Raw genomic sequence first — 25,149 nt, 5'->3', positions numbered from 1 at the left:
GAGGATCGTTGCGTCTTTCACACATCCGCAACAGTCGCCCCTCGCGGCCCCCGGCTCCCAGCACCGGCCGGTCCTTGCCGGTAACTCGCCACTATCACTGGACATTTGACTGAATCGGCGTGCGCTCCCGGCCTGGTGTTCAGCTCATGATGAAAAGACTCGTATGTCCAGGGAGGCGTAGTGATCGAACCTGGCAACAGCACCACGAGCACCGGAACGACGCACGACACGGTGCGCACCACGGTCCCCCTCACCGTCGGACCCACGGGCCCCCTCACCGTCGGAGTCGAGGAAGAGTTCCTGCTCGTCGACGCCCGCACCTTCCGGGTGGTCCCGGCTGCCCCGCTCGTCCTCGCCACGGCCGGCGGACTGCCGGGCGAGCTGCACCCGGAGGGCACGCGCTACCAGGTGGAGCTGTCCACCCCGATCGCCCATTCCGCGGCCGCCCTGCGCGAGGAGCTCGCCGCGCTACGGCGGACGCTCGGCCGGGCGGCGCGCGCGCACGGCTGCCGGCTGCTGGCCGCGCCCTCGCCGGTGGTGGCCGTGGAGGGGCCGCTGCACCTGACCGACGACGAACCGCGCCAGCGGGAGCAGCACCGCCGCTTCGGCGCTCTCACCGACACCCTGGTCAGCTGCGGCCGCCACATCCACATCGGCACGCTCGACGTGGACACGGCGGTGGCGGTGTCCAACCGGGTCCGGCCGTGGCTGCCGACCCTGATCGCACTGGCCGCCAACTCGCCCTTCTGGGGCGGCCGCGACACCGGGCACGCCAGCTGGCGGGCGATGGCCTGGTCGGGCTGGCCCTCGGCGGGGCCGCCTCCGCACTTCACGTCCACGGCCCACTTCCGTCGCTCGGTGCAGACCCTGCTGGGCTCGGGGGCGGCCCTGGACACCAAGATGGTCTATTGGGACCTGCGCCCCTCCGGGAACTGGCCGACCTTGGAGATCCGGGCGCCCGACATGTCCCCCGACCTCGACACGGCCGTCCTCCAGGCCGAGCTGGCCCGCGCCCTCGTGGCCACGGCCCTGCGGGATATCGCGGAGCGGCGGCCCGAGCCGGTCGTACGGGACGACGTACTGCACTTGGCCCGCTGGCGGGCGGCCCACGACGGACTGGAGGGGTTCGGACTCGATCCGTACACGGGGGCCGAGGTCCCGGCGGCCGACCTCGCGGAGGCTCTGCTGGAGCTGATCGCACCAGAACTGGCCGCCACCGGCGACCTCGACCACGCCGCGAAGACCATGGCCGACCTGCTGCGCGACGGCTCGGGAGCGCACCGCCAACGCGCGGCCTTCGCGCGGCGCCAGGACCTGACGGACGTACTGCGCCACCTCGCGGACGAAACGGAGAACTTCTGACGGCGGCGGCCACCCGCAACCCCGACCCCGCCCCACCCCGAAGCCGCAGGTGCCACCGCTCCCGCACCTGCGGCCCGCGCCGGGGCGCGGAGGCTAGCCCCGGAGGTAGGCGTGGATGGCCGACGCGATGGCCTTCCCGAGTGGGATGGGCACGGCGTTGCCGATCTGGGTGGCGATCTCGTTCTTCGTCCCGCACCAGCGGAAGTCGACCGGGAAACCCTGGATGCGCGCGGCCTCGTAGTGGGTGATGGGACGCGGCTCCTTCGGATGGAGGTAGCGCCCCTTCTCGGGTTTGAAGAACTCGGTCCGGATGGTGACCGAAGGCTCCCCCTCACGAAGACGCCCCATCACGTCCCCGGTGCCACTGTCGTGCCTGTCCCAGCTCGGCGTCGACAGGTACGCGACCGGCGTCGTCACGCCAACGGGGTCGGGAACGTCGAAGAAGACGCGGTCTCCGGACTCGCTCGTCGTGTACCACTTGTTCCGTAGGTGCATGCGGTTCCCACCCGGCGGAATGGCGTGGTAGCGGGCTATCGAGAGAGGTACCGGATTGCGACCGAAGTGCAGATCCTTCGTCTCGACCGCCTCGAGGACCTCGCCGTGCCCCGTGCTGATGCGCTGCTTCCGGTCCGGCAATTCGGTTCCGTTCAGCGGAAGCCGGGAGGATTCCTCGAAAACACTGTCCACGGGCAGCCACTTCGCCACCCCGGGTTCGGTCCCGTCGAGCGTCTGCGCGAAATCGTCCTTACCACGCCTGGGCGGCTTCACATGCGAAGCGACCGGATAGGTCATTCGCCGCCCGTTCGAATCATCCCGCAGCACACCGATGACGATGGCGCGTCGGCGCGCCTGAACAGCGCCGTAATCGGCAGCGTTCAGGAGGTATCGCTTGTTCCGCTGATCAGCTGTTTCACCGGGCTTGGAGCCAGGGGGGTCGACAAGCTGATAGTCCTCCAGCAATCCGCCCTTTTCGACCTCACCGAGCAGATTGATGAACTCGCCCGATTTCAGGAAGCGGTCGACGTTCTCGATGACGAAGACCTTGGGGCGGATTTTGCGTACGATTCGTACGTACTCCTCCCACAGGCGGTTCCGTTCGCTCCCCTTCTTCTTCCAGTTCAATGCCGAGAAGCCCTGGCACGGGGGGCCGCCGACCACCACGTCCGCGCGGAGCGCCTGCGGTGTCGGCTCCCAGTTCTCGATGTCGCCCACGTATACCTGGACCGGCGCCACGCCTTCCGCAAGGTCGCTCGCGAAGTTCGCCGCATACGTAGCGGCGGCTGACCTGTTGTGCTCGACCGCCGCGATGCTGTGGAAGACGGGACCGCAGCCCTCCTCCGTTCCCGCGGGACGGAACTCGTGAAACCCCTGGGTGAAGCCGCCACAGCCGGAAAACAGGTCGACTACGGTGATGGGTTCGGACGCGAGAGGACGGGGCTCGTGCATAGGAGTGATCCTAGCCGCGCAGGGCCGCTGCGATCGCACCTCCTACGGCGGCCGCCAGGGGGGGAGGCATCGCGTGCCCGATCTGCCGGTATCGGGAGGTCTTGCCTCCGAAGAAGCGCCACGTCTCCGGGATCGCCTGAATCATCGCGGCCTGCTCCACGGTCAGTCTCGGGACACCGTCACTCGGGAAACCGACGTCCGGAAGATCATCTCCAAGGCTGGTGCCGTTCACACCGAGCGCGGCCCACGCATTCTTGCTACCTGTCGGCCCCAGGTCGGCTCCGCCCCGGCGATCCGAACCTCCGACGAGAGCGGGGGCAATACGGTCGGCTCCCTTGATCCATCGTTCAGCTCCCGACCAACCGTTCCTGGACATCGAGGGACCGAGGACGTCACCCACGGTGGGAGGCGCGGACCCGTTCGTCTCCGGCCAGGAGAAGCGAGAGAAGTACTCGCTCCTGAGGGCGACCAGAAAGCCGCTGCTGCGGTTCTGGGGCACACCGAAGGCCGAGGCGTTCAGGACCCTCCAACTGGTGCGGTAGCCCAGACTGAGCAATCGGGTATCGATCCACTCACGGTCGGCGGCGAAGCTCGAGCTCTCGACGAGGTCGGGGAGGTTCTCCAGGAGTACGGCTCGAGGCCTGATCACGCCGGTCAACTCGACCGCGGCCACGAGTGCCTGCCGCTCCTCGCCGTCCTGGGCCTGCCGGCCCGAGGCGGACGACTTCACCCGGGGCAGCCCCCCACTGATCAGATCGACACCGATGGCCTCCGGGCGATCGGCTGGCTGAAAATGCGCGATATCCATACAGATGACGTTCCAGTGCGGTCGATTGAGGTCGATGGTGAAGCATGCATCGGCCTTGCTGTCGATCAGGACGACCGGGTCGAACCCGACCTGCTCGAGGCCCAGCGCCTGCGCCCCGGAACCGGCGCAGATCTCCACCGAGGTGAATCGACGCGCATCCGTCACGGACGCATCCTTCGCGCCCTCCGCGGGTGCGGAAGCATGTCGCTGTGCTTCGATCGATTCGTGGCCGACCCGGCGCAGCTCCTCGTCCAGTGCGTCCTCCTCGATTCCGTCAAAGACGACGAACGGCGCGAGTCGAAGGAGTCTTTTGAGGAAATCGCGGAGGGAGTCGCGCTCATTGAGCCCGTTCAGATCGAGCTCGCGCCAGACGCGCAGGATGGCCCGTACCAGGTGGGGGCTGCCGCCGAGGGCGGCCCGCCGTGCGTAGATCTGGTCGAACGCGGCCTCGCCCAGGATGCCGAGAGCGTGGTACGGATCCTGGGCGGCGGGCGCGTGTACGAGTTGGGCCCTCCACCACAACCGGCCGAAGACGTGTCGGGTCAGGTCCGTACCGAGGACGCGGTCCTTGGGGGGCTCGGGGTAGCGCCAGAACGCGACGTCCGGCAGGAGGACCAGGGCGAGGAACGCCCATACGTCCCGCGAGGCGGCCTCCGCCGGCACCATACCGGTCTCGGTGTGCAGCAGTGCGGCCAGACGGAGGTCGAAGTCCGCGTTCGCGGTGCGGTCGGCGTGATCGGGGAACCCGGCCCGGACCGCAAGTTCGACGACGCCCGCACGCAACTCCAGGAGTCTTTCGACGGGGACGCGGTCGCCACCGGTCGCCACGTACACGGCGGAGTCGTGCGTCGCGGACACCCGGCCGGTCAGATCGGCGAGCGCCAGCTGCCGGTACTCCTCGAAGAGAGGTTTGGCCTGCGCGGCAAGCAACCGGGGGAAGAGGAAGCTCATGACGACACCTCGAAGATTCTGACCGCCGCCTGAAGATCCGAGGCGAACAGGGCCGGTGACTGTCGTTGGCGCAGGCGCATGTCGATGACCGTCTGTCCGGGGAACAGTCGGTCGAACAGGCTCAGCAGGGTGGCGCCGAGCGATCCGTCCGGGAAGTCGGAGTCCTCGGTGAAGTCTTCGGTGCCCAGCGCGTGTTCGATCATGACGCGTGCTGCGTCGGCGTACACGGCCGAGAGCACGACACGGTCGACCGGGCGAGGACTCGCCGCGTTCCGGAACGCCGTGGTGGTCACCGTGTTGCGTTCGTTGACAAGGAGAAGCAGCGAGCCCATTGTGGCGCTCTCCAAACCGCCGCTGATCTGCAGGTGCCAGGCGGCGCTGTCGGGAAAGGACGTGCGGGCGAAATCGATCACCGCCATGGGGAACTGCGGAGCATCGCCCTGGAGGCGCACGGTGGTCCGCTCGTCCCACAGCACGGACCCGGCCCGGCGGGGCGCCGAGGGACGGCCTCCCGCCGACCGGTCGGCCAGGACGAGAACGGTGTCGAGCAGGAGAAGGCCGCCCAGATCCGCGCCGCGGAGGTGGACGTCGAATGCCACGGGCACCACTCCGCCTTCGGTGAGCCGCACGTGCCGTGCCGGTCCACTGAGATGGGACCCGGTGGCCGTCCACACCACCGAGACCATGAGCGCCGTACCCGCAGGCAAGCCGCACTGCGATCGCGCGCGGTCGAGGTCGACCGTGACCGTCCTGCGCAGGTGCAGGTCCGTTCGATAGTCCCAGTGCGGCAGCGCCTCGGGGAGGGGCACCTCGCGGTCCTCCGTCACCAGTCGCCAGTCGTCGACGACGACCACGTCCACCGATGGCATGCGGTAGGGAAGGACGCGTCGGGTCACGGGGCTGTCACCGCCTCCACCTTGATGCCGATCTCGGTCATGGTGTCGGCCGCCGGACGTACGAGGGCGCGCCAGATCGCATCGCCACCCTCGATCACACAAGTTTCGGCCGTGTACAGGAGACCCTCGTCGTTCTCCCAGCCGATGAGTCCGGGCAGGCCGGCCCCGATGGGCGGGTCCGTCTCGCGGCCCGTGGAGCCGGGGAGTACGACGGCCAGGTCGATCCGGACCCGCTGGGGCCCGGGGGTCGGCAGCCGGAACTCCTGGACGAGCACGGCGTCGTGGTCGTGATCGTCGTAGTACGGCTCACCGACGTATTCCACACGCGGTCGACGCCGCGGCACGCCATGGGCTCGGTCCCCGGCCGCGGCTTCGGACCGGCCCGAACCGGTACCGGACACAGCTCGGTCCGGGGATGGCGAGCCTGCCGGGCCGACTGCCGGGGAGTGGCGGGTGACCGTGCTGCCGGGCTTCGCGTAGGCGGTGGCCCCGCCGATCCCCCAGGCCCCTCCCACCAGTCCGGAGAAGAACGAACTGGCCGCGCCGAGTGCGACGTGACTCGTCCCTGGACGTACCGCACCGCCCAGGCTGAGGAGTCCGTCCAGGGCCTCGCTGATGCGTCGGAAGGTCGTCTGCACGAAGGTGCTCTCGGGGCGTTGGAGCGACTGCGGGTTCCAGGCGTCGTGCGTGGGTGGTTCGGCCTTGGCGTAGATCTCGTCCATGGACTCGGCGGCGCGGAAGACCCCCGCATAGCCGAGGTTCTCGCTCGGAGGCTTCGGCCCCGGCATGTAGGTGACGACGAGCTCGGCGGGCCTCATAAGACACACATGGTGGACGAGGTCCTCGATGTCGAGCATGCGGGAGGCGCGGGTGGGTTCCAACGGCGGCATGATCCGCTTGACCAGTCCGAGACGCCCGAGGTGTCGTTTGGGATTCTTGCACTCCAGGTCACGCCCCTGGCCGTGCACCATCTCTTCGTAGGCCGCGACGAACAGATTCAGCGGGCGGGTCTCACGGGGATCCGGCACCGGATGGTCGACCCCGTCGCAGGTGACCGAGAACCGCATGGCCGGCCCGGCGTCACCCGAGGAGATCGCCTTCGGCCACAGATGCCAGGCAAGGGAGTCGGCCAGGTAGCCGGCAGCCTCGGTCGATGCGAGACCGTCCAGGTGAGGGTCGATGACAGCGACCGTCGTTCCGGTCTCCTCGGGGGCGAAAGCGGGAAGGCCCAGCCGATGGGCGACGGCTTCCGCCTCCTGACCGACGAGGGGCTCCACCACCTCTCCCGAGGTATCGCCCCACCAGTGCCGTCCTGTGTACCGGCGCCCGTCGCCCGGGGCCGTGCCCACATAGCTCTTCCAGAGGGTGCATCCGATGAGCCGGGTCTCAAAGGTGTCCTCGGAGGTCCGGCACCGCGAGTGCACCAGAACGGTTCCGGCTCGCGAGAGCAGGTAGAAAATGCCCTTGCCGAAGCCGTAGGTGCCGCCGCCCAGAGCCGTGTCGCGCGGCTCACCGATGTTGCGGATGAAGGAGACGAAGTCGCGGTCGGGCCCCACGGCGGCATCGGCGCGCGTCGGTCCGCCCAGCCCTCGGGTGCCGCGGTCGGAAACCGCGAGAACTCGGATCGATCCCTGTTTCAGGGTCTCGCGCAACGGAAAGTTGTCTGCGCCGAGAGGCGAGCCCTCAGCCAGGAGCCGTCGCCAGGCGTCCGTGTGGGCCGGGCCGACCGTCCACATGTCGATGCGGAAGTCGACGGGCTTCGAGGATGCCGGGAGCCGGGCGTCCCAACTGTTTTGGGCAGCCTCGCGCACCAGAATGGTGAGCAGGTCCAGTTCCGGGCGTCCGAGCTGATTGCGAATGCCCTCGGCGGCGCTCGCGCCTTCGGGCGGATAGGGCTGGGAGAACCACCGCGGCTGCTTCACACGGACCCCTGAATCATGTGGTCGACCGCCCGTGACACCTCGTCGGAAGTCAACGGCGCGGGCGTCTCGCCCGACAGATCGATGGTGTAGCTCACGTCCTGCACCGAGATCGGTACTCCCGCCGCGGCGAGTGCCCGACCCGTGAGCCCCGGGAAGCCGAGCCCGACCCGATACCAGCGTTCTTCCGTGATCGCGAAGCGCACCTCGCGGTAGCGCTCCGTGTCGGAGAGTCGGTATCCCACCCGGCCCAGCAGTTCGAGGAGCGCGGCTTCGTCGTCGCACAGACGGAGCGTCTGTGCGATCAACTCGACCAGTCCGACACCGCTCCCCGGTTCCGTCGTTCGCCACAGCCGGAACCAGGCAAGGGAAAGCGTGCCGCCCGTCGGTGGTTCAAGCTGATCGAGCCCGTGGATCCGCGGCCTTCGGCCTTCGTCGCCGCTACTCGCCTTCACCTCGATCGCCGTGTTCCCCGCCGAGAAGTCGTGGCGGTGACCCTCAGGACCCCGCCACAAGCGGTGGGCGCCCGAATCTTGTTCCAGCAGCCGACGGAGCAGGATGAGCTCACCGAACAGACCAGCGAGCCGGTCGGGTCCCAGTGGCGTCCCCGGCGGGCGGAAGAGATCCTTCCACCGGTCCAGAACCCGGTACATCGCCTTCACCGGGTTCTCCGGGAGGTCCCTGGCCTCCTCCGTCACGTCGACGCACAGTTCGGTGAACAGGTCTCCGAGGTCTTCACGCCGGCAGGCGAGGTCGGCGTAGACCTGGTAGCTCTTCTCGTCCTCCAGGGGCCGCCTGCGCAACTGCAGCGTCGGTCCGTCGAGGCCTGTACGGAGCTTTCGGCCTGCGGGAATCGGCACAAGGAAGTGGCGGTGACCTTCATGGTCCACGGCGACGGCCAAGGGGCCGTGGTCGACGGACACGGGCAGGAGGGAAACGCGCAGCCGGCGTTCACCGCTGGTCTGCTCGGCCTCCAGCCCCGCCCATCGTTTCGCTATGACTCCGCGGAGCTCGTCCTCCCTCATGCGTCCTCGCCGTCGACCAGGCTGAAGTCCTCGTCCTCGATCACCACGTCGGGAAGCTGGGCGGAGATGTACCTCTCGACCTCGCTGTCGCCGCCCCAAGGAGCCGGAAAGACCAGACCGACACCGATAACGTGCTCCTCGGCGTTCAGAGCGGCTCGTCGCGTCTTCGTCGGGCTGGGCTCCGAGACTTTGTCGATCGGATACAGCACGAGCAGCCCGGTGTGGGGGGCCTGGACCCGGCGCAGGTCCATGATGCCCTTCTCGGTCAGCTTGCCCGTGTCCCCCGCCAAGTCCACCGCGGCGTCGCGACGGCTCATGAGCGTCTTGATGTCGGCGGAGTCCGGTGCGGGATTGGTGACGTCGAGCCGTGCGCGAACGCTGCGCCCGACTCTGACGCCGGGTGCGAAGTCGAAGTTCTCGTCCCCCACGGGGTTGCCGATGATCGCGACGTTCCAGCGGCCGAGGGAGCCCGCCGTCGAGACGCGCTTGCGGATGTATCCGATGATCAGTTCGGCGTCGTTCTCCGGCGACTTCTCGTGGAACCTGTAGGCGGACAGGAAGTCGATGACGACCTCGTGCGGGACGTCGCGGAAGACGTAGCGGCCTTCCTCAGGGCGGGCTTCCGTGCGCACCGCCGCCTCGACCGAGGTAGTGATCAGCGTGCGCGCCGCCTTGATGTTCCCGCTCAGCCACTCGGCTCCGGTGTGGAAGAAGTGCGTCTGCACTCGCTTGCCGCCGTAGGAGGAGGCGGCTGTAACGGCGTCGCGCATCTTGGCGGCCGCCGTTACTCGCAGAGCCGGGTGCGTGCGCAGGCGTACGGCGAAAGTGAGGGGGCTCTCGTCCTCGGTCATGTAGACGTCGATGTCACGACGCATCTCGGTCTCGACGGTGGCCAGGTGCCGGAACCACTCCGCGAGCTCGTCCGTCATCCAGATGCGGGGCAGGTCCGCATAGCCGTTGCGGAAGCCGAACCACCGCCCCATCTGGAGCAGCGTGTCGTACGCCGAGACGGCCCGTACGAAGTAGCTGACGGACAGCCCCTCCAGCGTGAGTCCCCGGGAGAGCGTGTTGCCGCCCACGGCGATGGCGACAACCGGCCCGTTCTCGTAGTCGAGACGGTCCTCGCTGCTGGAGTTGTCCATGATCACCCGGCACCGCTGGAGGACCCCGGGCAGTTCGCCCACCAGATCCTCGAAGGGCACTCGGGTCTCGCCGAAGTCCTCCGCGGGAACGCGATCGTTCTCCTGGTGCCACAGGAGGCGCAGCCGGGAGAGGTAGTCGACGTCCGTGAGGGACTTCCCCGCTCGCTCGTGGAGGTGCTCCAGCGGCAGCTTGAAGCTGTTGTGGACCGAGGTATTGACGCTGGTGTGGATCAGCATGGTGTTGTGCGGATTGCCGGTTCCACGGATCCGACGCGCAGCCGTGACCAGCCAGAAGTACTCGATCGCCCGCTGCAGCGTGTCCGTGATGACGGGTTCGAAGCCCTCGACGTCCGCCTTGGTCGCGGGGCGCACGCAGGGCATGTCGTCCTTGGGTACCGACCGGATCATGTCGTGGCCGTCGTCAACCTGGTTCGGGTCCTCGCCGTCGAGTGCGTACCGCCCGAAGAGTACTTCGGTGCCGAAGTGCCCGGCCGGTTTCGGCAGATTGACGACGAAGTCCTTGGGGTACAGGTCCGCGGCACTCGGGTCGATCAGGAGATTCGCGAAGGGGGAGGCCGTGTAACCGACGTAGGCCGACTTCGGCAGACTGCTCATGATTTGCAGAATGAGCGGGTTGATCGACTTCGTAGCCACCGTGGCTTGATCGGCTTCGTCGTCGATGATCAGGGCCGGGCAGTCCCCGAGGTAGTCCGAGGCCTTCTCGAGCCACCGGGCGAGCTTGCGCAGGACCGCGGCGTTCTTCTTGACCACGCACAGGACGTGTGTCTTGTTGTTCTTGCCGAAGTAGGAGGCGGGATTCTCCTGCGGGGTGAAGTCTCTGTCGAGCCCGGTGAGTTGGGACCACATGGAGGGGTTCGGCTCCACGAGCTGCTGCACCAGTCGCGCCTGTGTCTGCCGGCGAAGGCCGTTGTGGATCCCGGCCAGAACGATGAACAGTTTGTAGCCGCGATCGGCTGCCTTGGCCATGACCGAGGTGAAGTTGGTGGTCTTGCCCGACTGCACATAGCCGACGACGAGTCCCCGGGTGGAGAACGCCTTTTCCTTCGGGTGATTCAGCAGCGAGACGATCCGCGTGGAGGAGTCGTCGAGGCTGTTGATCGCCGGTTCCTGCGGCCAACCGTCCTTGACGAGCAGGTCGACTATGGCGGGCCAGCACTTGTCCTTGGCTCGCGGACCTGTGTACCAGGTGTCCCGATTGTCCAGCACGACGGCGTGCGGTTCTTCGAGTTCCTTGATCTGGATCGTCTGCTGCTCGTGCCGCTCTCGGATCCGCTGCACGAGCTCCGCCCCCACACCCAGCTGCTCCAAGCGCTTTACCGCCTCAGCCGGCGGAAAGTTGTCCAAAATCGCGGCAAATGTCTCATACATGATGTCGAATTCTTCAGTCATAGGATTCGACCACCCCCGGCTCTCTTCGCTGTGCCGGCGGACTCTCGGGCTCTCTTCTCTCCGCGGGTCGCGCAGTGAACGAGACAGGCGTCGCCCCGAGGAGCGCGCACCGACGTGACACCCTCATGCAACGTCAAACACTATTAGGCGAACCGGGGCTTTACACAGAGTTGGGAGCACGACGAGCCGTCCGGACCGAGGTCCGGCCGCGGGAGACCGCCCCGGCACGGCGGGCGGACCTCCGAGCAACTCATTCGCGCCTCGGCCACCACGGAGCCTCCACGCTCGCGGGCGCGACACCGAGATGCCTCCGCGGGCCCCGCGCCGGCTCGCCGGGGCGGGAGAATCCCGCCGCCCGGGGGGAGCAAAACGGGATTACGATGGGCCGCCTTGATCGTCGGGGGGCGACATCCGGCTCCTGGCGCTGATTGCTCTCACCGAGAACCCGTTGCCCGTGCGGCACACGATCGGGGCGACTCGGGGAGCCCCGGTGTCCAGCCCGTGGCCGGACACCGCCCCGGCAAGCGCCCCGCTGCCACGGGCAACGAGCACCGTCTGCACTGGTCACACTTTCGGCGCCGCAGCCAACCCCGAGCCCGCCGCTGCCATCACCGACGCCGAGGCCCGACCCACACATGCGGTTGCAGTACTAGGGATGCCGGGCTCATCCGAACGGCCGCGTGCGCTGCCGGAGCAGTGGCGTAACACGCGCGGTCCGTCAGTTGGCGATCTCCACCGCCCTACTCGCAGGCGGACGCGGAGGATGGCCTGGGCGCTCCCCGGTCGATCACACGATGCCGCGCGCTGCGGGCACACCAGCCCAACACTGGCAGCCACCGCATGGGGCTCCGGCAGGGGGACCGGCAGATAACTCCCTCGGGCGGTCCCGCGACCGGGCTGACCGGGCTGTCCGCCCCGCCCCCGACGTCCGCCGTTGGCCGTCAGAATCTTCCGCCACGCCGGGCCAGCGCGGGAGCCGGGCCTCATCCCGCTGCCTGCCGAGCGGCAGAGGAAGCGGCTTGATCGCTGCCGCCGCGAACGCGCTCGCCCTGGCGCGGCAAAGACCCATCGGACCCGAGCGCCGACTTTTACCAACGTTGGCTTCCGGTGTCAAGCCACGTATCCCTGTGACATGACGCCCCCCTCCGCGTCAGGTTTATTTGAAGCAGGTCCTCACCGGGGAATCCCGCAGAAAGGCGAGAAACCCCGAACCCCCCGCTACATCGAATGGAGAAAACCAATGAAGAAGACTTCTCGCAAGATCATGCTGGCTGCAGCCTCCATGGCACTGGCCGGAGGCATCGCACTGCCGGCCACGGCGATGGCGGCACCTGCGCCCCAGCTCATGGTGGCCGAGAATACGCCTAACACGCCGAACACTCCGAATACCCCGAATACACCGGGTGGCGGCGGAGCCAACACGCCGAATACACCCAACACCCCGAACACCCCCAACACACCGGGTGGTGGCGGCGGAGCCAACACTCCGAATACCCCCAACACCCCCAACACTCCTAACACCCCGGGCGGCGGAAAGGGAAAGGTCAAGCTCAACACCCCGAACACCCCGAACACTCCTAACACCCCCAACACCCCCGGTGGTGCCGGAGCCAACACCCCGAACACCCCCAACACGCCCAACACCCCCAACACCCCCGGTGGTGCCGGAGCCAACACCCCGAACACCCCCAACACGCCCAACACCCCCGGTGGTGCCGGAGCCAACACCCCGAACACCCCCAACACGCCCAACACCCCCAACTGAGTTGATGAACCACGCCACCTGACCACATGACGGAGCCGCGCAGTGAAATCACTGCGCGGCTCCGTCGCGTTATGAAGAGGCAAGCAGGCCTCGGTCGTCGACAGCGCCTAAAGTGCGCCCGTAACGCTAGGCGTATTCGGAGTATTCGGGGTGTTCGGCGTGTTCCCGCTCGGGGTGTTCGGGGTATTCGGTGTGTTGGGCGTGTTGGGCGTGCTCAGACCGTTCGGGGTGTTCGGGGTGTTCGGGGTGTTCGGGGTATTCGGGGTATTCGGTGTGCTCAGACCGTTCGGCGTGTTCGGGGTGTTCGGGGTGTTCGGAGTGTTCGGCGTCAGCGCGTAGGGGGCGTACGGGGTGTACGGGGTGTACGGGGCGTACGACGCGCTCTTCTCAGCCGCCCTCTTCTGCTGCGATGCCTGGGGCCTTGCCTGCGGGAGCTGCGCGATGTGCGACGGGAGGGCGATTCGCGGGAGCTGCGGGAGCTCGGGCAGTTGCGGCAGTTGCGGCACCTGGGCAGCCCTCGGGGCGGACGGCGTTGACGGCGTTTGTCCGCCCCGCACGCTCGCGCCGTGGATGGAGCGACCACTCGCATCCGCCGCGTGAGCACTTCCCGCGCCGACGGCGGCCAGACTCGCCACGGCCACACCGGCGATCACGACCTGCTGGAGCTTGTGCATGAATACGTACCCTCCGTGCTGAGTTTCGTGACCACTCGATTACACAGCGCAAGTGGATGGTGGCTAAAAGTACACACCCGAGGGCGCTCGGACCTGTCGGGAGCAACGCGTCGCCCCCGCATCACCCATTCGTCCTCCCTGCTCCGGGCGGGCTGGACCCCCGGATCATGGCCGGCGGAGTCCCCTTTGGGGGACGGCCGGACCGTTCTGCCCACGCCTCGGCGACCTCGCCCGCGACACCGCCCAGGACGGGCGAATCGGCGTCGTCGTATTGCTGCCCGGAGTGGCGCCGGCACGTACCACCTGCGTCCGCCGGGCGGTGGCGACGAGTGGTCGGCGCCTGCGAGCTCGCGATCGACTGAAGGGAGGCAGTGCCCACTGGAGCGCTCGACTCTGCGACCGAGGCGGACGCGTCACGTGATCACCCGGACGCGAAGGAGCGAGAGGATCGTGGCCACGAGGGACAGGACAGCGAGGAGGAGGAAGAGCTGGGGGTAGCCGCCGAGGGGGCCCGCGAGGGTGGCGCCGGCCCAGGGGGCGAGGGCTGCGGCGAAGTGGGCGGGGGCGCCGAGGAGGGCGGAGAGGCGGCCGTAGTGGGTGGTGCCCCAGCGGTCGGTGACGGCGGTGGCTTGGAGCAGGGTGAGGTTGCCGCGTACGACTCCGGCCAGGATCGCGAGGGCGACGAGCAGCGGCATCGGCCCCGGGATGAGGGCCAGTGATGCTGTGGTGGCGCCGCCGAGTGCGATGAGGGTGGCCGTTCGGGTCGTGACGGAGGTGCGGGTGGACAGGCTCGCGTAGAGGGTGCGGCCCAGGGTTTGTCCTGCCCCGCCCAGTCCGAGTGCCCAGGCGGCTTGGACGGGTGTGGCACCGCGTTCGATGAGGAGCGGGATGAGGCCCATGACCACCGCGTACATCGCGAAGCTGGAGAGTGTGAACGCCGCTGCCAGGAGCAGGAAGGGGCGGCTGCGCGGGAGGGGAGTGCGGTCGACAGCGGGTGGTTGCGGTGGAGCGGCCGGCCAGGGGGCGCGCAAGGCCAGAGCGTGCGCGGGGATGGTGATGACGGCGAGCATCACCGCGAGGACCGCGTACGTGGTCCGCCAGCTCAGGTGCTCGGCGAGGATTGCCGTCAGGGGTGCGAAGACGGTGGACGCCAGTCCGCCGGCGAGGGTGACGATGGTCAGGGCGCGGACGCGGTCGGGGCCCCACCAGCGGGTCAGGGCGGCGAAGGCGGGCGGGTAGAAGGTGGCTGCCATGGCGACTCCCGCGAGCAGCCAACCGACGGTGAATACGGTCAGGTTGGGAGCGGCCGCGATGAGCAGCAGGGCGAGTGTGCCGAGTGCGGATCCGAGGGTCATCACGGCGCGCGGACCTCGACGGTCCAGGATCCGGCCGATCGGGATCCCGGCGACGGCCGAGACCAGGAGTGCGAGGGAGAACGCGCCCGTTGCCGCGTTGGTGGACCAGCCGGTGTCGGCGGTCAGGCGTGGGAGAAGGACGGGGAAGGCGTAGTAGACGATTCCCCAACTGGTGATCTGCGTGGCGCAGAGCGCGGGCAGTACGGCGCGCGGCCGCGCCCGGACCCCCGTCCCGGTCGCGGCCGCGTCGGCCTGAATGTGTTGCACCGTGGTCAGCAGCCGCCGGAAGAGGCCGGGGCGCCGATCGTGAGCGTTGCGGGGGCTGCGCAGCAGCCGCCACCGGTCGCCTCGGCGGCCTCGGGCTGGTCGAACAGGCCCGCGCCGCCGCAGACCCCGGTCTCGGGCAGGGTGAGCTCGACGCGCTCGGCGGCTTCCTGGTCGCCGGCGAGGGCCGCGGCGATGGAGCGGACCTGCTCGTAGCCGGTCATGGCGAGGAAGGCCGTGGAGCGTCCGTAGCTCTTCATGCCGACGAGGTAGACGTCCTTCTCCGGGTGGGAGAGCTCCTTCACGCCATGCGGGTAGACGGTGCCGCAGGAGTGCTGGTTGGGGTCGATCAGCGGGGCCAGCTCCAGGGGTGCCTGGAGGCGCTCGTCCAGGCCCAGGCGCAGCTCGGAGACGAACGACAGGTCGGGGCGCAGGCCGGTGAGGACGATGACCTCGTCAACCGGGTCCAGACGGCGCCCGTCGTCGGCGACCAGGATGACCTGTTCTCCGTCCCTTTCCACGGCGTCGGTGCGGAACCCGGTGACGGCGTCGGCGTAGCCGTTGTCGACGGCGGCCTTGGCGGCGAGGCCGAGGGCGCCGCGGGCGGGCAGCTGGTCGGCGGCTCCTCCGCCGAAGGTCGAGCCGCTGATGCCGCGGCGCAGGATCCACACGGAGTGGGTGCCCGGCTCGTCCTTGGCGAGGTCCGCGAGGTAGGCGAGTGCGGTGAAGGCGGAGGCGCCGGAGCCGATGACCGCGGTGCGCCTGCCCGCGTACCGGGCGCGAACGGCGGGGTCCCGCAGGTCCGGGACGCGGTAGGTGATGCGGTCGGCTGCCGCCTTCTCGCCGAGGGCGGCGAGTCCGCTGCCGCCGGCCGGGCCCGGGGTGGTCCAGGTGCCGGAGGCGTCGATGACGGCTCGTGCCCAGACGCGCTGCTCGGCTCCGTCGGCGGTTTCGTAGTGGATGACGAAGGGCTGTCCCTCGCGGTCGGCGTCGACGATGCGGTCGCGTCCGGTACGGGAGACGCCGGTGACCCGCGCGCCGTAGCGGACCTGATCGCCGAGGACGTGGGCGAGCGGCTGGAGGTAGAGCTCGGCCCATTCCCCGCCGGAGGGGTAGGTGGCCGGGTCGGGCTTGACCCAGCCGGTCGGGGCGAGGAGCTTCTCGGCGGCCGGGTCGACGACCTCGCCCCAGGTGGAGAACAGCCGCACGTGCGCCCACTCGCGGACCGCGGCTCCGGCGGCGGGGCCGGCCTCCAGGACGAGCGGTTCGATGCCGCGGTCGACCAGGTGGGCAGCGGCGGCGAGTCCGGCGGGTCCGGCCCCGATGACGACGACAGGCAGGTCGGTGGTGGCAGGCGCGTTCACGGCAGGCTCCTCATTTGCTTCGACATCCATCGATGCTTGCGTTTCCAGGATCACACCTGATTCGATGAGCGTCAACATAGACATTCATCAAATCGGAGGTTTCTGTGGAGCACGTGGATGTCGCGGTCATCGGGGGCGGCCAGTCGGGCCTGACGGTTGCGTACGCCCTCGCCCGCCAAGGTCGGGCCCCTGTGATCCTGGAGGCGTCGGACCGGGCAGCCGGGTCGTGGCCGCGGTACTACGACAGCCTGACCCTGTTCTCCCCGGCCCGGTTCAGCGCGCTGCCCGGCATGCCGTTCGGCGGCGATCCGGACCGGTACCCGCGCCGCGACGAGGTCGTTGCCTATCTGACCGCCTACGCCGACCGACTCCAGGCCGACATCCGCACCGGCCATCGGGTGGCCGCGGTCAGGGCGAACGGCGACGGCTACAACGGCGACGGCTTCAACGGCGGCGGATTCACCGTCGAGCTGGAGGGCGGCGGGCACCTCGCGGCACGCGCGGTCGTCGCGGCGACCGGCGGCTTCGGCCGCCCTTTCCGTCCGGCACTTCCCGGCCTGGAATCGTTCACCGGCCGGGTGCTGCACGCCGCCGACTACCGAGATCCGACCTCCTTCGCCGGCCGGCGGGTCATAGTGGTCGGGGCGGGCAATTCCGCGGTGCAGATCGCAGCCGAGCTCGCGCAGGTGAGTCGTACGACGCTGGCGACCCGGGGGCCGGTGAGGTTCGCCCGCCAGCACCTGTTGGGCCGGGACCTGCTGTTCTGGCTGACCCGCACAGGGCTGGACGCCGCACCGCTGGGGCGTCTGCTGCGCACCCCACCCGCCCAACCCGTCCTCGACGACGGCCGCTACCGCACCGCCCTGTACGCCGGAGCCCCGGACCGTCGGCCCATGTTCCGCAGCCTGGACGACGAGAAGGCCACCTGGGCCGACGGGGTCGTGGAAACGCTGGACGCGTTGGTCCTGGCCACGGGCTACCGCCCCGACCTGCCCTACCTCTCCGGGATCGACGGGGCCCTGGACACATCCGGCCGACCCCGTCACCGGGACGGAGCCTCCCTCGCCCACCCCGGCCTGGCCTTCGTGGGCCTGGAGTGGCAGCGCAGCCTGTCATCGAACTCCCTGCGCGGCGTAGGCCGCGATGCCGCGCGGGCGGCCCGCCGCCTTACGGCCTTCCTGGACCGCACGTGACAGGTTGCCCCTGCCGACCTGGTTCGACGTATGTCAACATAGACGTATGTCGAATGTGAAGGTTCTGCCGCTTCTGGAAGTCGATCAGGCCGCCGTGCCCTGCTGCCCGCCGTTGACCGAGCGCGCCATCTCCGCCGGCGAGGCCGAGGTGGCGGCGAAGATGTTCAAGGCATTGGGAGACCCCGTACGCCTGCGTCTGTTCTCCGCCGTCGCCTCGCATGAAGGCGGCGAGGCATGCGTATGCGACATCTCCGACGTCGGGGTCTCCCAGCCGACCGTCTCCCACCACCTGAAAAAGCTGAAGGAAGCCGGGCTGCTGACCTCCGAACGGCGCGGGACCTGGGTGTACTACCGGGTGGAGCCGTCCGTACTCGCCGCGATGGGCGCACTCCTGGCCGGCGCGGCAAAGGCGGCATGACCGGGATGCGCATCACCGCGCTGCTGGCCGAGCACGCCGATGCGGCGCTGGCGATCTACCAGGGCGGGATCGACGAGGGCAACGCCACTTTCGAAACCACCGCCCCGACCTGGGAGGCGTTCGACGCCGCCAAGCTGCCGGACCACCGCTTCGCCGCGGTGGACGAGGACGGCAGCCTCCTCGGTTGGGTCGCCGCGAGCGCGGTCTCGGACCGGTGCGCGTACGCGGGCGTGGTCGAGCATTCCGTGTACGTCGACCCGGCCGCGCGGGGCCGGGGCGTCGCCCGCGCCCTGCTCGAAGCGTTGATCGCCTCGACCGAAGCGGCGGGTATCTGGACGATCCAGTCCGGCATCTTCCCGGAGAACACCGCCAGCCTCGTCCTCCATGAGCGTGCGGGCTTCCGAATCATCGGCACCCGCGAACGCATCGGCCGTCACCACGGCACCTGGCGGGATGTGGTCCTGCTGGAGCGCCGCAGTCCCGGCGTCATGTGAGTGAGCGGCAGGGCAGGGCGGGGCGGGCGGTACGCGACGTATGTGAGTGCCGTTGGGGTGTCCACGATGAGCGTGAATTCCTCGGGGTCATCATCGTGCACGGGAAGCCGCAAGCCGGATGCAGGAGGTCCCGTCACCCGGCCATCAGCTGCGCAGTTCAGCCGACCTGTCCTCATGTTCACTCGGTTGGTCAGCGGATCAGATCGGCGATCTGGCGGGCGGCGTCGCGGGCGGGGCGGCCGACGCCGATGAGGGTGGCGGAGGCGGGGCCGGTCCAGTCGCCGTAGCCGAGCAGGTGCAGGCGCGGCTCGTCCACGGCGCGGGTTCCGGCGGTGGCGGTGTGGCCGCGTGCGCCGCGCAGGCGCAGTGAGGTGAAGGGGGCCAGGGCGGGGCGGAAGCCGGTGCACCAGATCACCGCGTCGGCCTCGGTCGTTGTCCCGTCAGCCCATTCGACACCAGTAGTGGTGAGACGGCTGAACATCGGCTTCGCGTGCAGCAGGCCGGCGTCGCGGGCGGCCCGCACGGGCGGCACGGCGACGATGTCGCCGAGGGAGGCCACGCCGCCGGTGTCGGTGCGGCCGGCGTCCAGCGCCTGGCGGCGCGCGGTCGCGGCGTCGAAGAGCGCGCGGCCGTCGATGGCGTCCGGCAGGTAGCGGGGCGGGCGCTGGGTAACCCAGGTCAGCTCCGCGGTCCCCGTGAGGTCGGCCGCGATCTGGGCGCCGGAGTTCCCGCCGCCGACCACGATCACCCGCTGCCCGGCGAACTCGGTCGGACTGCGGTACTGCACGGTGTGGAGCTGTCGGCCCGCGAATTCCCGCCGGCCGGGGACGGCGGGCAGGAAGGGACGGGTCCAGGTGCCGGTGGCGCCGATGACCGCGCGGGCCTGCCAGGGGCCGCAGTCGGTTTCGACCCGCAGGAAGGGGCCGTCGCGGTGGACGGCATCGACCCGCACGCCGCGCTGGACCGGGAGTTCGTACCGCTTCTCGTAGTCGGCGAGGTACGAGACGACATGGGCCGCGTCGGGGTAGACCTCACCTTCCTGCGCGGGCATGAAGCGGCCGGGCAGGGAGGAGTAGGCGGCCGGGGAGAAGAGACGCAGGGAGTCCCAGGTGTGCTGCCAGGCCCCGCCCGCGCCCGCCTGGGCGTCGAGGATGGCGTGCTCGACGCCCAGGCGGCGCAGGTGGTAGCCGGCGGCGAGCCCGGACTGGCCGCCGCCGATCACCACCACGTCCGTGGACCGCGTCATGCGGAGGACTGCTCGCTGTCGGTCGTGCCGCGCATGAAGATGACCGCTACCAGGGCCAGGCCCACGATCACACCTGCCAGCTGCATGCCGACGAAGCCGGGCACCGAGGCCGGGGCGATGCCCGCGAACGTGTCGGTGAACGCGCGACCGATGGTGACGGCGGGGTTGGCGAAAGAGGTGGAGGAGGTGAACCAGTACGCGGCGCCGATGTACGAGGCAACCGCCACGGGGGCGAAACGGAGGCGGTCGGTGCGGGCCAGGCCGAAGATCAGCAGGATCAGACCGGCGGTCGCGACGACCTCGCCGAGCAGCAGGTTCCCGGCCGAGCGGTCGTGCGTGGACCACTTCACCAGCGGCTCGCCGAACATCGCGTCCGCCAGGATCGCGCCCGCGATCGCGCCGACGACCTGGGAAGGCACGTAGACGGCGAGCTCGCGGGCGTTGACACCGCCGCCGCCGCGCCGAGCCGTCCACCACTCGGCGAGGGTGACGGCCGGGTTGAAGTGGGCACCGGAAACAGGCCCGAGGAGGGTGATCAGGACGAAGAGGCCGAAGACGGTGGCGGTGGAGTTGGCCAGCAGCTGCAGCGCCACGTCCTGGGTGAGCTCGGTTGCCTGGATGCCGGACCCGACCACGATCGCCACCAGTGCGGCGGTCCCGACGAGCTCGGCGGCGGCGCGGGCGATCAGCGGGGTGCGGGGCGGGGTCGCGCCGGGTGCGGGCTGGGGCGCGTCGGCGGGTATGGCGCTTTCCGCTACAGGGGCGGCGACGGGCTCGGTGGCGGTCAAGACAGGTTCTCCTCGGACAGGTGAGGCAGAGCGGGTTACGGGCAGGACCGCTTGAGGTTCGCTTCGGCGGTTGATCGCGCGGTCCGGGCGAGGTCGGCGAACTGACCGGCGAGGGCTTCGATGACTTCCGGGCGCAGGCGGTAGTAGATGTACCGTCCGCAGGGCTCCGTCTCCACGACCCCGGCCTCTCTGAGCACCTTCAGATGGTTGGAGAGGTTGGTCTGCCTGGCACCGGTCTCCTCTACGAGGTGGGTGGTGCAGAGCGTTTCCTTGGCTAGGAGGGTCACGATCCGGAGCCTGAGCGGGTCGGCCAGAACCCGGATCAGATCAGTGTCGACTGACGTCATCATGTGCTGATATTGTCACATCATCTGCGGCTGACACCAGCCCGAGCTGACCTTATTGGCTCCTTTGAACGGGAACGCCATGTCCACGTCCTCATCGCCCCTTCTGCCGGACGAACGCCTGGCCGCGGGGGCCGCCCGCCTCGCCTCCCGGTACGCCGGCCACTTCGCGCCGGAGACCGTCCTCGGGCTCCTTGCCGACTCTTACACCCGCCTCGCTGCTGGGGCCCGCATCCGCGCCCACGTCGTGGTGCTCGCGGAACGGCTGACGGCCGAGCGCCTGGACGCCCTCGCCCCCGCCCGGGGGCTCACAACCGGCCGAACGCGGGTGCTGTTCGGGTGCAGCCACAACGCCGGCCGCTCCCAGATGGCCGCCGCTCTCCTCGCCCACCGGGCGGGCGACGCCGTCGCGGTCTCCTCCGCGGGCACCGACCCCGCGGGCGTCATGGAGCCGCACATCGCCCAGGCGCTCACGGAGGCGGGCGTGGATCTGTCCGACGCCTACCCCAAGCCCCTGACGGAGGAAGTCGTCCAGGCAGCCGACCTCGTCATCACGATGGGCTGCGGAGATGCCGGCCCGACCCTGCCCGGCCGCCGCTACCTCGACTGGCCCGTGCCGGACCCCGACGGCGCGCCGATCGCCCTCGTCCGCGACATCCGCGACGCCATCGACGCGCACATCACCGGGCTGCTCACCCAGCTCGCCCCCTGATCCGCACCCCACCTCGCAACCGCATTCGACCGACCCCAAGGAAGAAAAGATGTCCTCCGCTCCTGTCGCCTCCGTCCTCTTCGTCTGCATCCACAACGCGGGCCGTTCCCAGATGGCGGCCGGGTTCCTGCGCCACCTCGCCGGAGACCGCGTCGAGGTCCGCTCCGCCGGCTCCATGCCCGGCGAGCAGATCAACCCCTCCGCCGTCGCCGCCATGGCCGAGCTGGGCATCGACATCTCCGACCAGCAGCCCAAGGTCCTCACCCCCGAGGCCGCGCAGGCGTCCGACTACATCATCACCATGGGCTGCGGCGATGCCTGCCCGTACTTCCCCGGCAAGACCTACCTCGACTGGCAGCTCGAGGACCCGGCCGGCCAGGGCGTCGAGGCGGTCCGCCCCATCCGCGACGAGATCAAGGGCCTCATCGAGGGCCTGATCGCCGAGATCGACGCCAAGAAGCAGGGCTGATCCAGGGCGGACACCGGCCGCGGCTGCGAAGTCGTTGTCTCCGTGGAGCACGGTGTGGCCGTGGTGGACCGCGGTCGCGCACACCAACAGGTCGATCGGCCCGGCGGCGCGGGCCAAAGCCGCAGGTGAGATCGTTTCTTCACCTGCGGCTCACAGTGGGGCGGGTGGGACTCGAACCCATCGGAGTGACGCCTCTCACCTGCGACGATGCCGAAACACCGGACATGGCCACCCGTTTCCATCCGACTGCGTCCGGCTCGATCCCGCACGGCGGGCAACGGTTAGGTGTTCGCCACACCGCAGTTCAGCCAGGTCCTCCCGCAGCGCAGGACCGCTGCACGCAACTCCCTTCTTCCTGCCACTGGGGCATTCGAGTCACCCGAAGCGATCCAGTCCTCACAGCCTGGACTCCGCGCGGCAGTCACGTTCCGTAGTGTGGCCGGCCCGCCTGCGGGCGGCGGAAGGTGGGGCCTGGCTCCCGTGCGAGAGCGCGGTGCCGTACTTGGCCATCGAGCTCTCGAGCGGCATGAACCGGCGAGACGCCCGCCCGGGCGTGCGGGCGTCTCGTGTCGGAACGTCTGGCGAACGGCGTCCCCGCCCGGCTGCCCGGTCGTGCTGCCGTCGTGCTGCGCGCGGACCGATGTCGCATCACGGGCCTGCCGTGCGGCAGTGGGGGTACGGCTCAGCCTCGCGCCCGGTGCGTAACCTGCCGCATGCCACCTCGCGGCAGGTGGGGCGTCGGCCGCCGGTCACTTGGCGAGGAACGCGAGGAGGGCGTCGGTGACTTCCTGGGCGTGGGTCCACAGCAGGCCGTGGGGGGCGCCGTCGATGACAACGTAGTCGGCCTGCGGGAGTGCCTGGTGGAAACGTTCTCCGGTGGCCTCGATGGGCAGGATGCGGTCGGCGGTGCCGTGCAGGATGAGTGTCGGTACGTCGATCTTGGGCAGGTCGGCACGGAAGTCGGTGGACCAGGTGGCCACGCAGGCCAGGGAGGCGTACGAGGAGGCGCCGGCGGCGACGTTCCAGCTGTTGCGGACGGCTTCCTCGCTGATGCGGGTGCCGAGGTTCTCGTCGAGGTTGTAGAAGTTCTCGTAGAACTCTGTGAAGTAGGCGTAGCGGTCGGCGGTTACGGCGCCTTCGATGTCTTTGAAGATGGTGCCGTCGACGCCGCCGGGGTTGTCGTCGGTCTTGAGGAGGAAGGGTTCGAGGGAGGCGAGGAAGGCGGCCTTGGCGATCCGGTCGGATCCATAGGTGCCCAGGTAACGGCCGACCTCGCCGGTGCCCATGGAGAAGCCCACCAGAACGGCGTCGTTGAGGTCGAGGGTCTCCAGGACCACGTTCAGGTCGGCGGCGAAGGTGTCGTAGTCGTAGCCGGTGGTGGGCTGGCTGGAGCGGCCGAAACCGCGCCGGTCGTACGTGATCACTCGGTAGCCGGCCGACAGGAGTGCGACGGACTGCTTCTCCCAGGAGTGGCCGTCGAGCGGGTAGCCGTGGATCAGCACGACCGGCTGCCCAGAGCCGTGGTCCTCGTAGTACAGCTCGATGCTGGTGGAGTTTTCCTGGTCGACGGTGATGAACGCCATGGTGGTTTCTGCCTTCCGGTGTGGATGCGTCTGATGGTGCGGTGCACGATCGGGCACGGCTGTGCGGGTGCGGTGAGGTGCGTCGGGCGACAGGGCGGGGTCGCCGGTCATCGGACCGTGCGGGCCGCCTGCTCGACGATGCGGGTGACGGCTTCGGGGCGGGATACGGATACCGCGTGCGACGCGTCGATGGTCGTCGTGCGGGCCTTGGCGCGGGCCGACATGAAGCGCTGGGCGGCCACAGGGATGTTGCGGTCCTCCGTGGTGACCAGCGACCAGGAGGGAATCGTCTTCCATGCGGCCTCGGTGGACTTCTCCTCCAGAGCGGCGGCGGCAACCGGACGCTGGCCGGCAGCCATGAGCCCGGCCTTGTCCGCCGGCACGTCCGCGGCGAACTGGTTGCGGAACTTCTCGGGCTTGATGTACACGTCCGCGCCTTGACCGCCGTCGGGCAGGGAGTAGTTGACGGACTCGACGGCCTCGCCGAGGGTGCCGCCGGGGAACTTGTTCGTCAGTCCGATCGAGCTCTCGCCGGCGTCCGGCAGGAACGCCGCGATGTAGACCAGAGCCTTCACCTTGTCCTCGAGGCCCGCGGCGGCCTGGCTGATGACGGTGCCGCCGTAGGAGTGGCCGACCAGGACTACGGGCCCGTCGATGTGGTCGAGGACGCTGCGCAGGTAGGCGGCATCGGTCGCCGGACCGCGCAGGGGGTTGGCGGCGGCCACAACCGGATAGCCGGCGCGCTGAAGCCGGGCGACGACACCGTCCCAGCTCGCGGCGTCGGCGAACGCTCCGTGTTCCAGCACGATCGTCGGACGTGTCGCGTGGTGGGGCGTCGCGCCGGCTGTACCGGGCAGGGTGACTGCGGCGACGGACAGGCCTACGGCCGTGGTGACACCGAGCAGCACGGATCTGCGGCTCGGACGGGCCAGGTGAGTGATGCGCATGCGTGAAAATCCTCTTGGTTGGTTGATGGTCCTCGACGGACCGTGCGGGCGAAGCAGGCCGGTGCGTCCGAGGAAAAGGGCCCCGAGTCGCCTCGCCGGTGGCTGAGTTCGCGTACGTCCGCCCGCGCTATGTGATCAGCATGGATCGGCCTGCTGGTGGCCGTCGTCGGCAGCGGTACGGGGAGTGCGGCTGCGGGTCTGCGGCTCGAGTGACCCTGAGGCACTGCTCTCGCCCGGTTGCCGGGAGTGGAGCGTCCTTCGTCTCGTACGACGACCGGACGGCCGGGCCGGTTCACCCGAAAATGGGCTGCTCGTTCGCGGGCGTCGCACGCGCCCGGGAGGCCCTCGCGGCGATGCGGATGCCGGTCTGCGGGGTAGAGGGCGGTGGCGACCTGTCGGCGGACGGACGGGAGGCTCCTCCACCCCTGGTTGCACACGGCGATCATCCGGCCTCCCGAGGACCGGACCGGGCCCCGGGCCCTAGGCAGTGTCTGGTGGCTCTTTGATGAGGTCGCGGAGCCAGATCACGATGGCCGCGGTGGCCAGGGTGCCGTTGAAGATGTAGTCGCGTTTG

21 protein-coding genes and 1 pseudogene are annotated in these 25,149 nt (G+C 69.4%); 8 read left to right on the top strand and 14 right to left on the bottom strand.

What is annotated here, in order from left to right; translation table 11 throughout:
* Window positions 1-180: 180 nt before the first annotated feature.
* Window positions 181-1,362, top strand: coding sequence for a carboxylate-amine ligase (locus tag ACWFQ8_RS21945; protein ID WP_453787947.1), 1,182 nt, complete (start codon window positions 181-183; stop codon window positions 1,360-1,362).
* Between the two features lie 93 nt (window positions 1,363-1,455).
* Here ACWFQ8_RS21945 and ACWFQ8_RS21940 read toward each other — a convergent pair whose 3' ends face one another.
* Genes ACWFQ8_RS21940 through ACWFQ8_RS21915 form a run of 6 tightly spaced genes read right to left on the bottom strand, consistent with a single transcriptional unit; the run spans window position 1,456 to window position 10,878 of the window.
* Window positions 1,456-2,808 carry a DNA cytosine methyltransferase gene (locus tag ACWFQ8_RS21940; RefSeq protein WP_453787946.1) on the bottom strand — a complete coding sequence of 451 codons (1,353 nt, stop codon included), beginning with the start codon at window positions 2,806-2,808 and terminating at the stop codon, window positions 1,456-1,458.
* A gap of 10 nt (window positions 2,809-2,818) precedes the next feature.
* Entirely contained in the window at window positions 2,819-4,567 is a 1,749-nt protein-coding gene (locus ACWFQ8_RS21935; RefSeq protein ID WP_453787945.1) for a DUF6339 family protein, read from the bottom strand.
* Entirely contained in the window at window positions 4,564-5,463 is a 900-nt protein-coding gene (locus ACWFQ8_RS21930) for a hypothetical protein (RefSeq protein WP_453787944.1), read from the bottom strand. Before ACWFQ8_RS21930 ends, ACWFQ8_RS21935 begins: the two co-directional genes overlap by 4 nt.
* Complete coding sequence (locus ACWFQ8_RS21925) at window positions 5,460-7,385, bottom strand: hypothetical protein (RefSeq protein WP_453787943.1); 1,926 nt, start codon at window positions 7,383-7,385, stop codon at window positions 5,460-5,462. Before ACWFQ8_RS21925 ends, ACWFQ8_RS21930 begins: the two co-directional genes overlap by 4 nt.
* Window positions 7,382-8,407, bottom strand: a complete 1,026-nt coding sequence (locus ACWFQ8_RS21920; RefSeq protein ID WP_453787942.1) for a PD-(D/E)XK motif protein — start codon at window positions 8,405-8,407, stop codon at window positions 7,382-7,384. The genes ACWFQ8_RS21925 and ACWFQ8_RS21920 overlap by 4 nt, the downstream gene beginning before the upstream one ends.
* Entirely contained in the window at window positions 8,404-10,878 is a 2,475-nt protein-coding gene (locus ACWFQ8_RS21915; RefSeq protein WP_453787941.1) for a Z1 domain-containing protein, read from the bottom strand. The genes ACWFQ8_RS21920 and ACWFQ8_RS21915 overlap by 4 nt, the downstream gene beginning before the upstream one ends.
* A 1,321-nt stretch (window positions 10,879-12,199) precedes the next feature.
* Between ACWFQ8_RS21915 and ACWFQ8_RS21910 the strand changes: the two genes are divergently transcribed.
* Both ACWFQ8_RS21910 and ACWFQ8_RS21905 read left to right on the top strand, forming a co-directional pair.
* On the top strand, window positions 12,200-12,724 hold the full coding sequence (locus tag ACWFQ8_RS21910) for a hypothetical protein (protein WP_453787940.1): 525 nt from the start codon (window positions 12,200-12,202) through the stop codon (window positions 12,722-12,724).
* 150 nt (window positions 12,725-12,874) lie between these two features.
* Window positions 12,875-13,063: a hypothetical protein gene (locus ACWFQ8_RS21905; protein ID WP_453787939.1), complete on the top strand. Its 189-nt coding sequence runs from the start codon at window positions 12,875-12,877 to the stop codon at window positions 13,061-13,063.
* A gap of 748 nt (window positions 13,064-13,811) precedes the next feature.
* On the opposite strand, the gene ACWFQ8_RS21900 is transcribed toward ACWFQ8_RS21905, so the two are convergent.
* On the bottom strand, window positions 13,812-15,020 hold the full coding sequence (locus ACWFQ8_RS21900) for an MFS transporter (RefSeq protein WP_453787938.1): 1,209 nt from the start codon (window positions 15,018-15,020) through the stop codon (window positions 13,812-13,814).
* Window positions 15,021-15,025: 5 nt separating this feature from the next.
* Window positions 15,026-16,381, bottom strand: coding sequence for an NAD(P)-binding domain-containing protein (locus ACWFQ8_RS21895; RefSeq protein WP_453787937.1), 1,356 nt, complete (start codon window positions 16,379-16,381; stop codon window positions 15,026-15,028).
* Window positions 16,382-16,485: 104 nt separating this feature from the next.
* On the opposite strand from ACWFQ8_RS21895, the gene ACWFQ8_RS21890 reads away from it, so the two are divergent.
* From ACWFQ8_RS21890 to ACWFQ8_RS21880, 3 genes are read left to right on the top strand one after another with little or no spacing between them, the layout of a single operon-like run.
* Window positions 16,486-17,574 (top strand): flavin-containing monooxygenase, encoded by a 1,089-nt coding sequence (locus tag ACWFQ8_RS21890; protein WP_453787936.1) that lies wholly within the window; start codon window positions 16,486-16,488, stop codon window positions 17,572-17,574.
* A 46-nt stretch (window positions 17,575-17,620) separates the two neighbouring features.
* Entirely contained in the window at window positions 17,621-17,992 is a 372-nt protein-coding gene (locus ACWFQ8_RS21885) for an ArsR/SmtB family transcription factor (RefSeq protein ID WP_453787935.1), read from the top strand.
* Complete coding sequence (locus ACWFQ8_RS21880; RefSeq protein WP_453787934.1) at window positions 17,989-18,486, top strand: N-acetyltransferase family protein; 498 nt, start codon at window positions 17,989-17,991, stop codon at window positions 18,484-18,486. Before ACWFQ8_RS21885 ends, ACWFQ8_RS21880 begins: the two co-directional genes overlap by 4 nt.
* A 190-nt stretch (window positions 18,487-18,676) precedes the next feature.
* On the opposite strand, the gene ACWFQ8_RS21875 is transcribed toward ACWFQ8_RS21880, so the two are convergent.
* The 3 genes from ACWFQ8_RS21875 to ACWFQ8_RS21865 are packed head-to-tail and all read right to left on the bottom strand — an operon-like array spanning window position 18,677 to window position 20,870.
* On the bottom strand, window positions 18,677-19,732 hold the full coding sequence (locus tag ACWFQ8_RS21875; RefSeq protein ID WP_453787933.1) for an ArsO family NAD(P)H-dependent flavin-containing monooxygenase: 1,056 nt from the start codon (window positions 19,730-19,732) through the stop codon (window positions 18,677-18,679).
* The gene (locus ACWFQ8_RS21870; RefSeq protein ID WP_453787932.1) at window positions 19,729-20,520 is read right to left on the bottom strand and encodes an aquaporin; all 792 of its coding nucleotides are present in this window, start codon (window positions 20,518-20,520) and stop codon (window positions 19,729-19,731) included. The genes ACWFQ8_RS21875 and ACWFQ8_RS21870 overlap by 4 nt, the downstream gene beginning before the upstream one ends.
* A 35-nt stretch (window positions 20,521-20,555) precedes the next feature.
* The gene (locus ACWFQ8_RS21865) at window positions 20,556-20,870 is read right to left on the bottom strand and encodes an ArsR/SmtB family transcription factor (RefSeq protein ID WP_453787931.1); all 315 of its coding nucleotides are present in this window, start codon (window positions 20,868-20,870) and stop codon (window positions 20,556-20,558) included.
* Between the two features lie 76 nt (window positions 20,871-20,946).
* On the opposite strand from ACWFQ8_RS21865, the gene ACWFQ8_RS21860 reads away from it, so the two are divergent.
* The gene (locus ACWFQ8_RS21860) at window positions 20,947-21,576 is read left to right on the top strand and encodes an arsenate reductase/protein-tyrosine-phosphatase family protein (RefSeq protein WP_453787930.1); all 630 of its coding nucleotides are present in this window, start codon (window positions 20,947-20,949) and stop codon (window positions 21,574-21,576) included.
* Between the two features lie 49 nt (window positions 21,577-21,625).
* On the top strand, window positions 21,626-22,045 hold the full coding sequence (locus tag ACWFQ8_RS21855) for an arsenate reductase ArsC (protein ID WP_453787929.1): 420 nt from the start codon (window positions 21,626-21,628) through the stop codon (window positions 22,043-22,045).
* 9 nt (window positions 22,046-22,054) lie between these two features.
* Here ACWFQ8_RS21855 and ACWFQ8_RS21850 read toward each other — a convergent pair.
* The 3 genes and pseudogenes from ACWFQ8_RS21850 to ACWFQ8_RS21840 form a co-directional block, all read right to left on the bottom strand.
* Window positions 22,055-22,156: pseudogene (locus ACWFQ8_RS21850) on the bottom strand (VapC toxin family PIN domain ribonuclease); the annotation flags it as partial.
* A gap of 638 nt (window positions 22,157-22,794) precedes the next feature.
* Window positions 22,795-23,628 (bottom strand): alpha/beta fold hydrolase, encoded by an 834-nt coding sequence (locus tag ACWFQ8_RS21845; RefSeq protein WP_453787928.1) that lies wholly within the window; start codon window positions 23,626-23,628, stop codon window positions 22,795-22,797.
* A 107-nt stretch (window positions 23,629-23,735) separates the two neighbouring features.
* A complete protein-coding gene (locus ACWFQ8_RS21840; protein ID WP_453787927.1) occupies window positions 23,736-24,575 on the bottom strand; it encodes an alpha/beta fold hydrolase in 840 nt (279 codons plus the stop codon).
* Window positions 24,576-25,149 lie beyond the last annotated feature (574 nt).

The sequence above is a fragment of the Streptomyces sp. NPDC055254 genome, from assembly GCF_053606025.1.
This window is presented reverse-complemented; position numbering and strand designations above follow the sequence as displayed.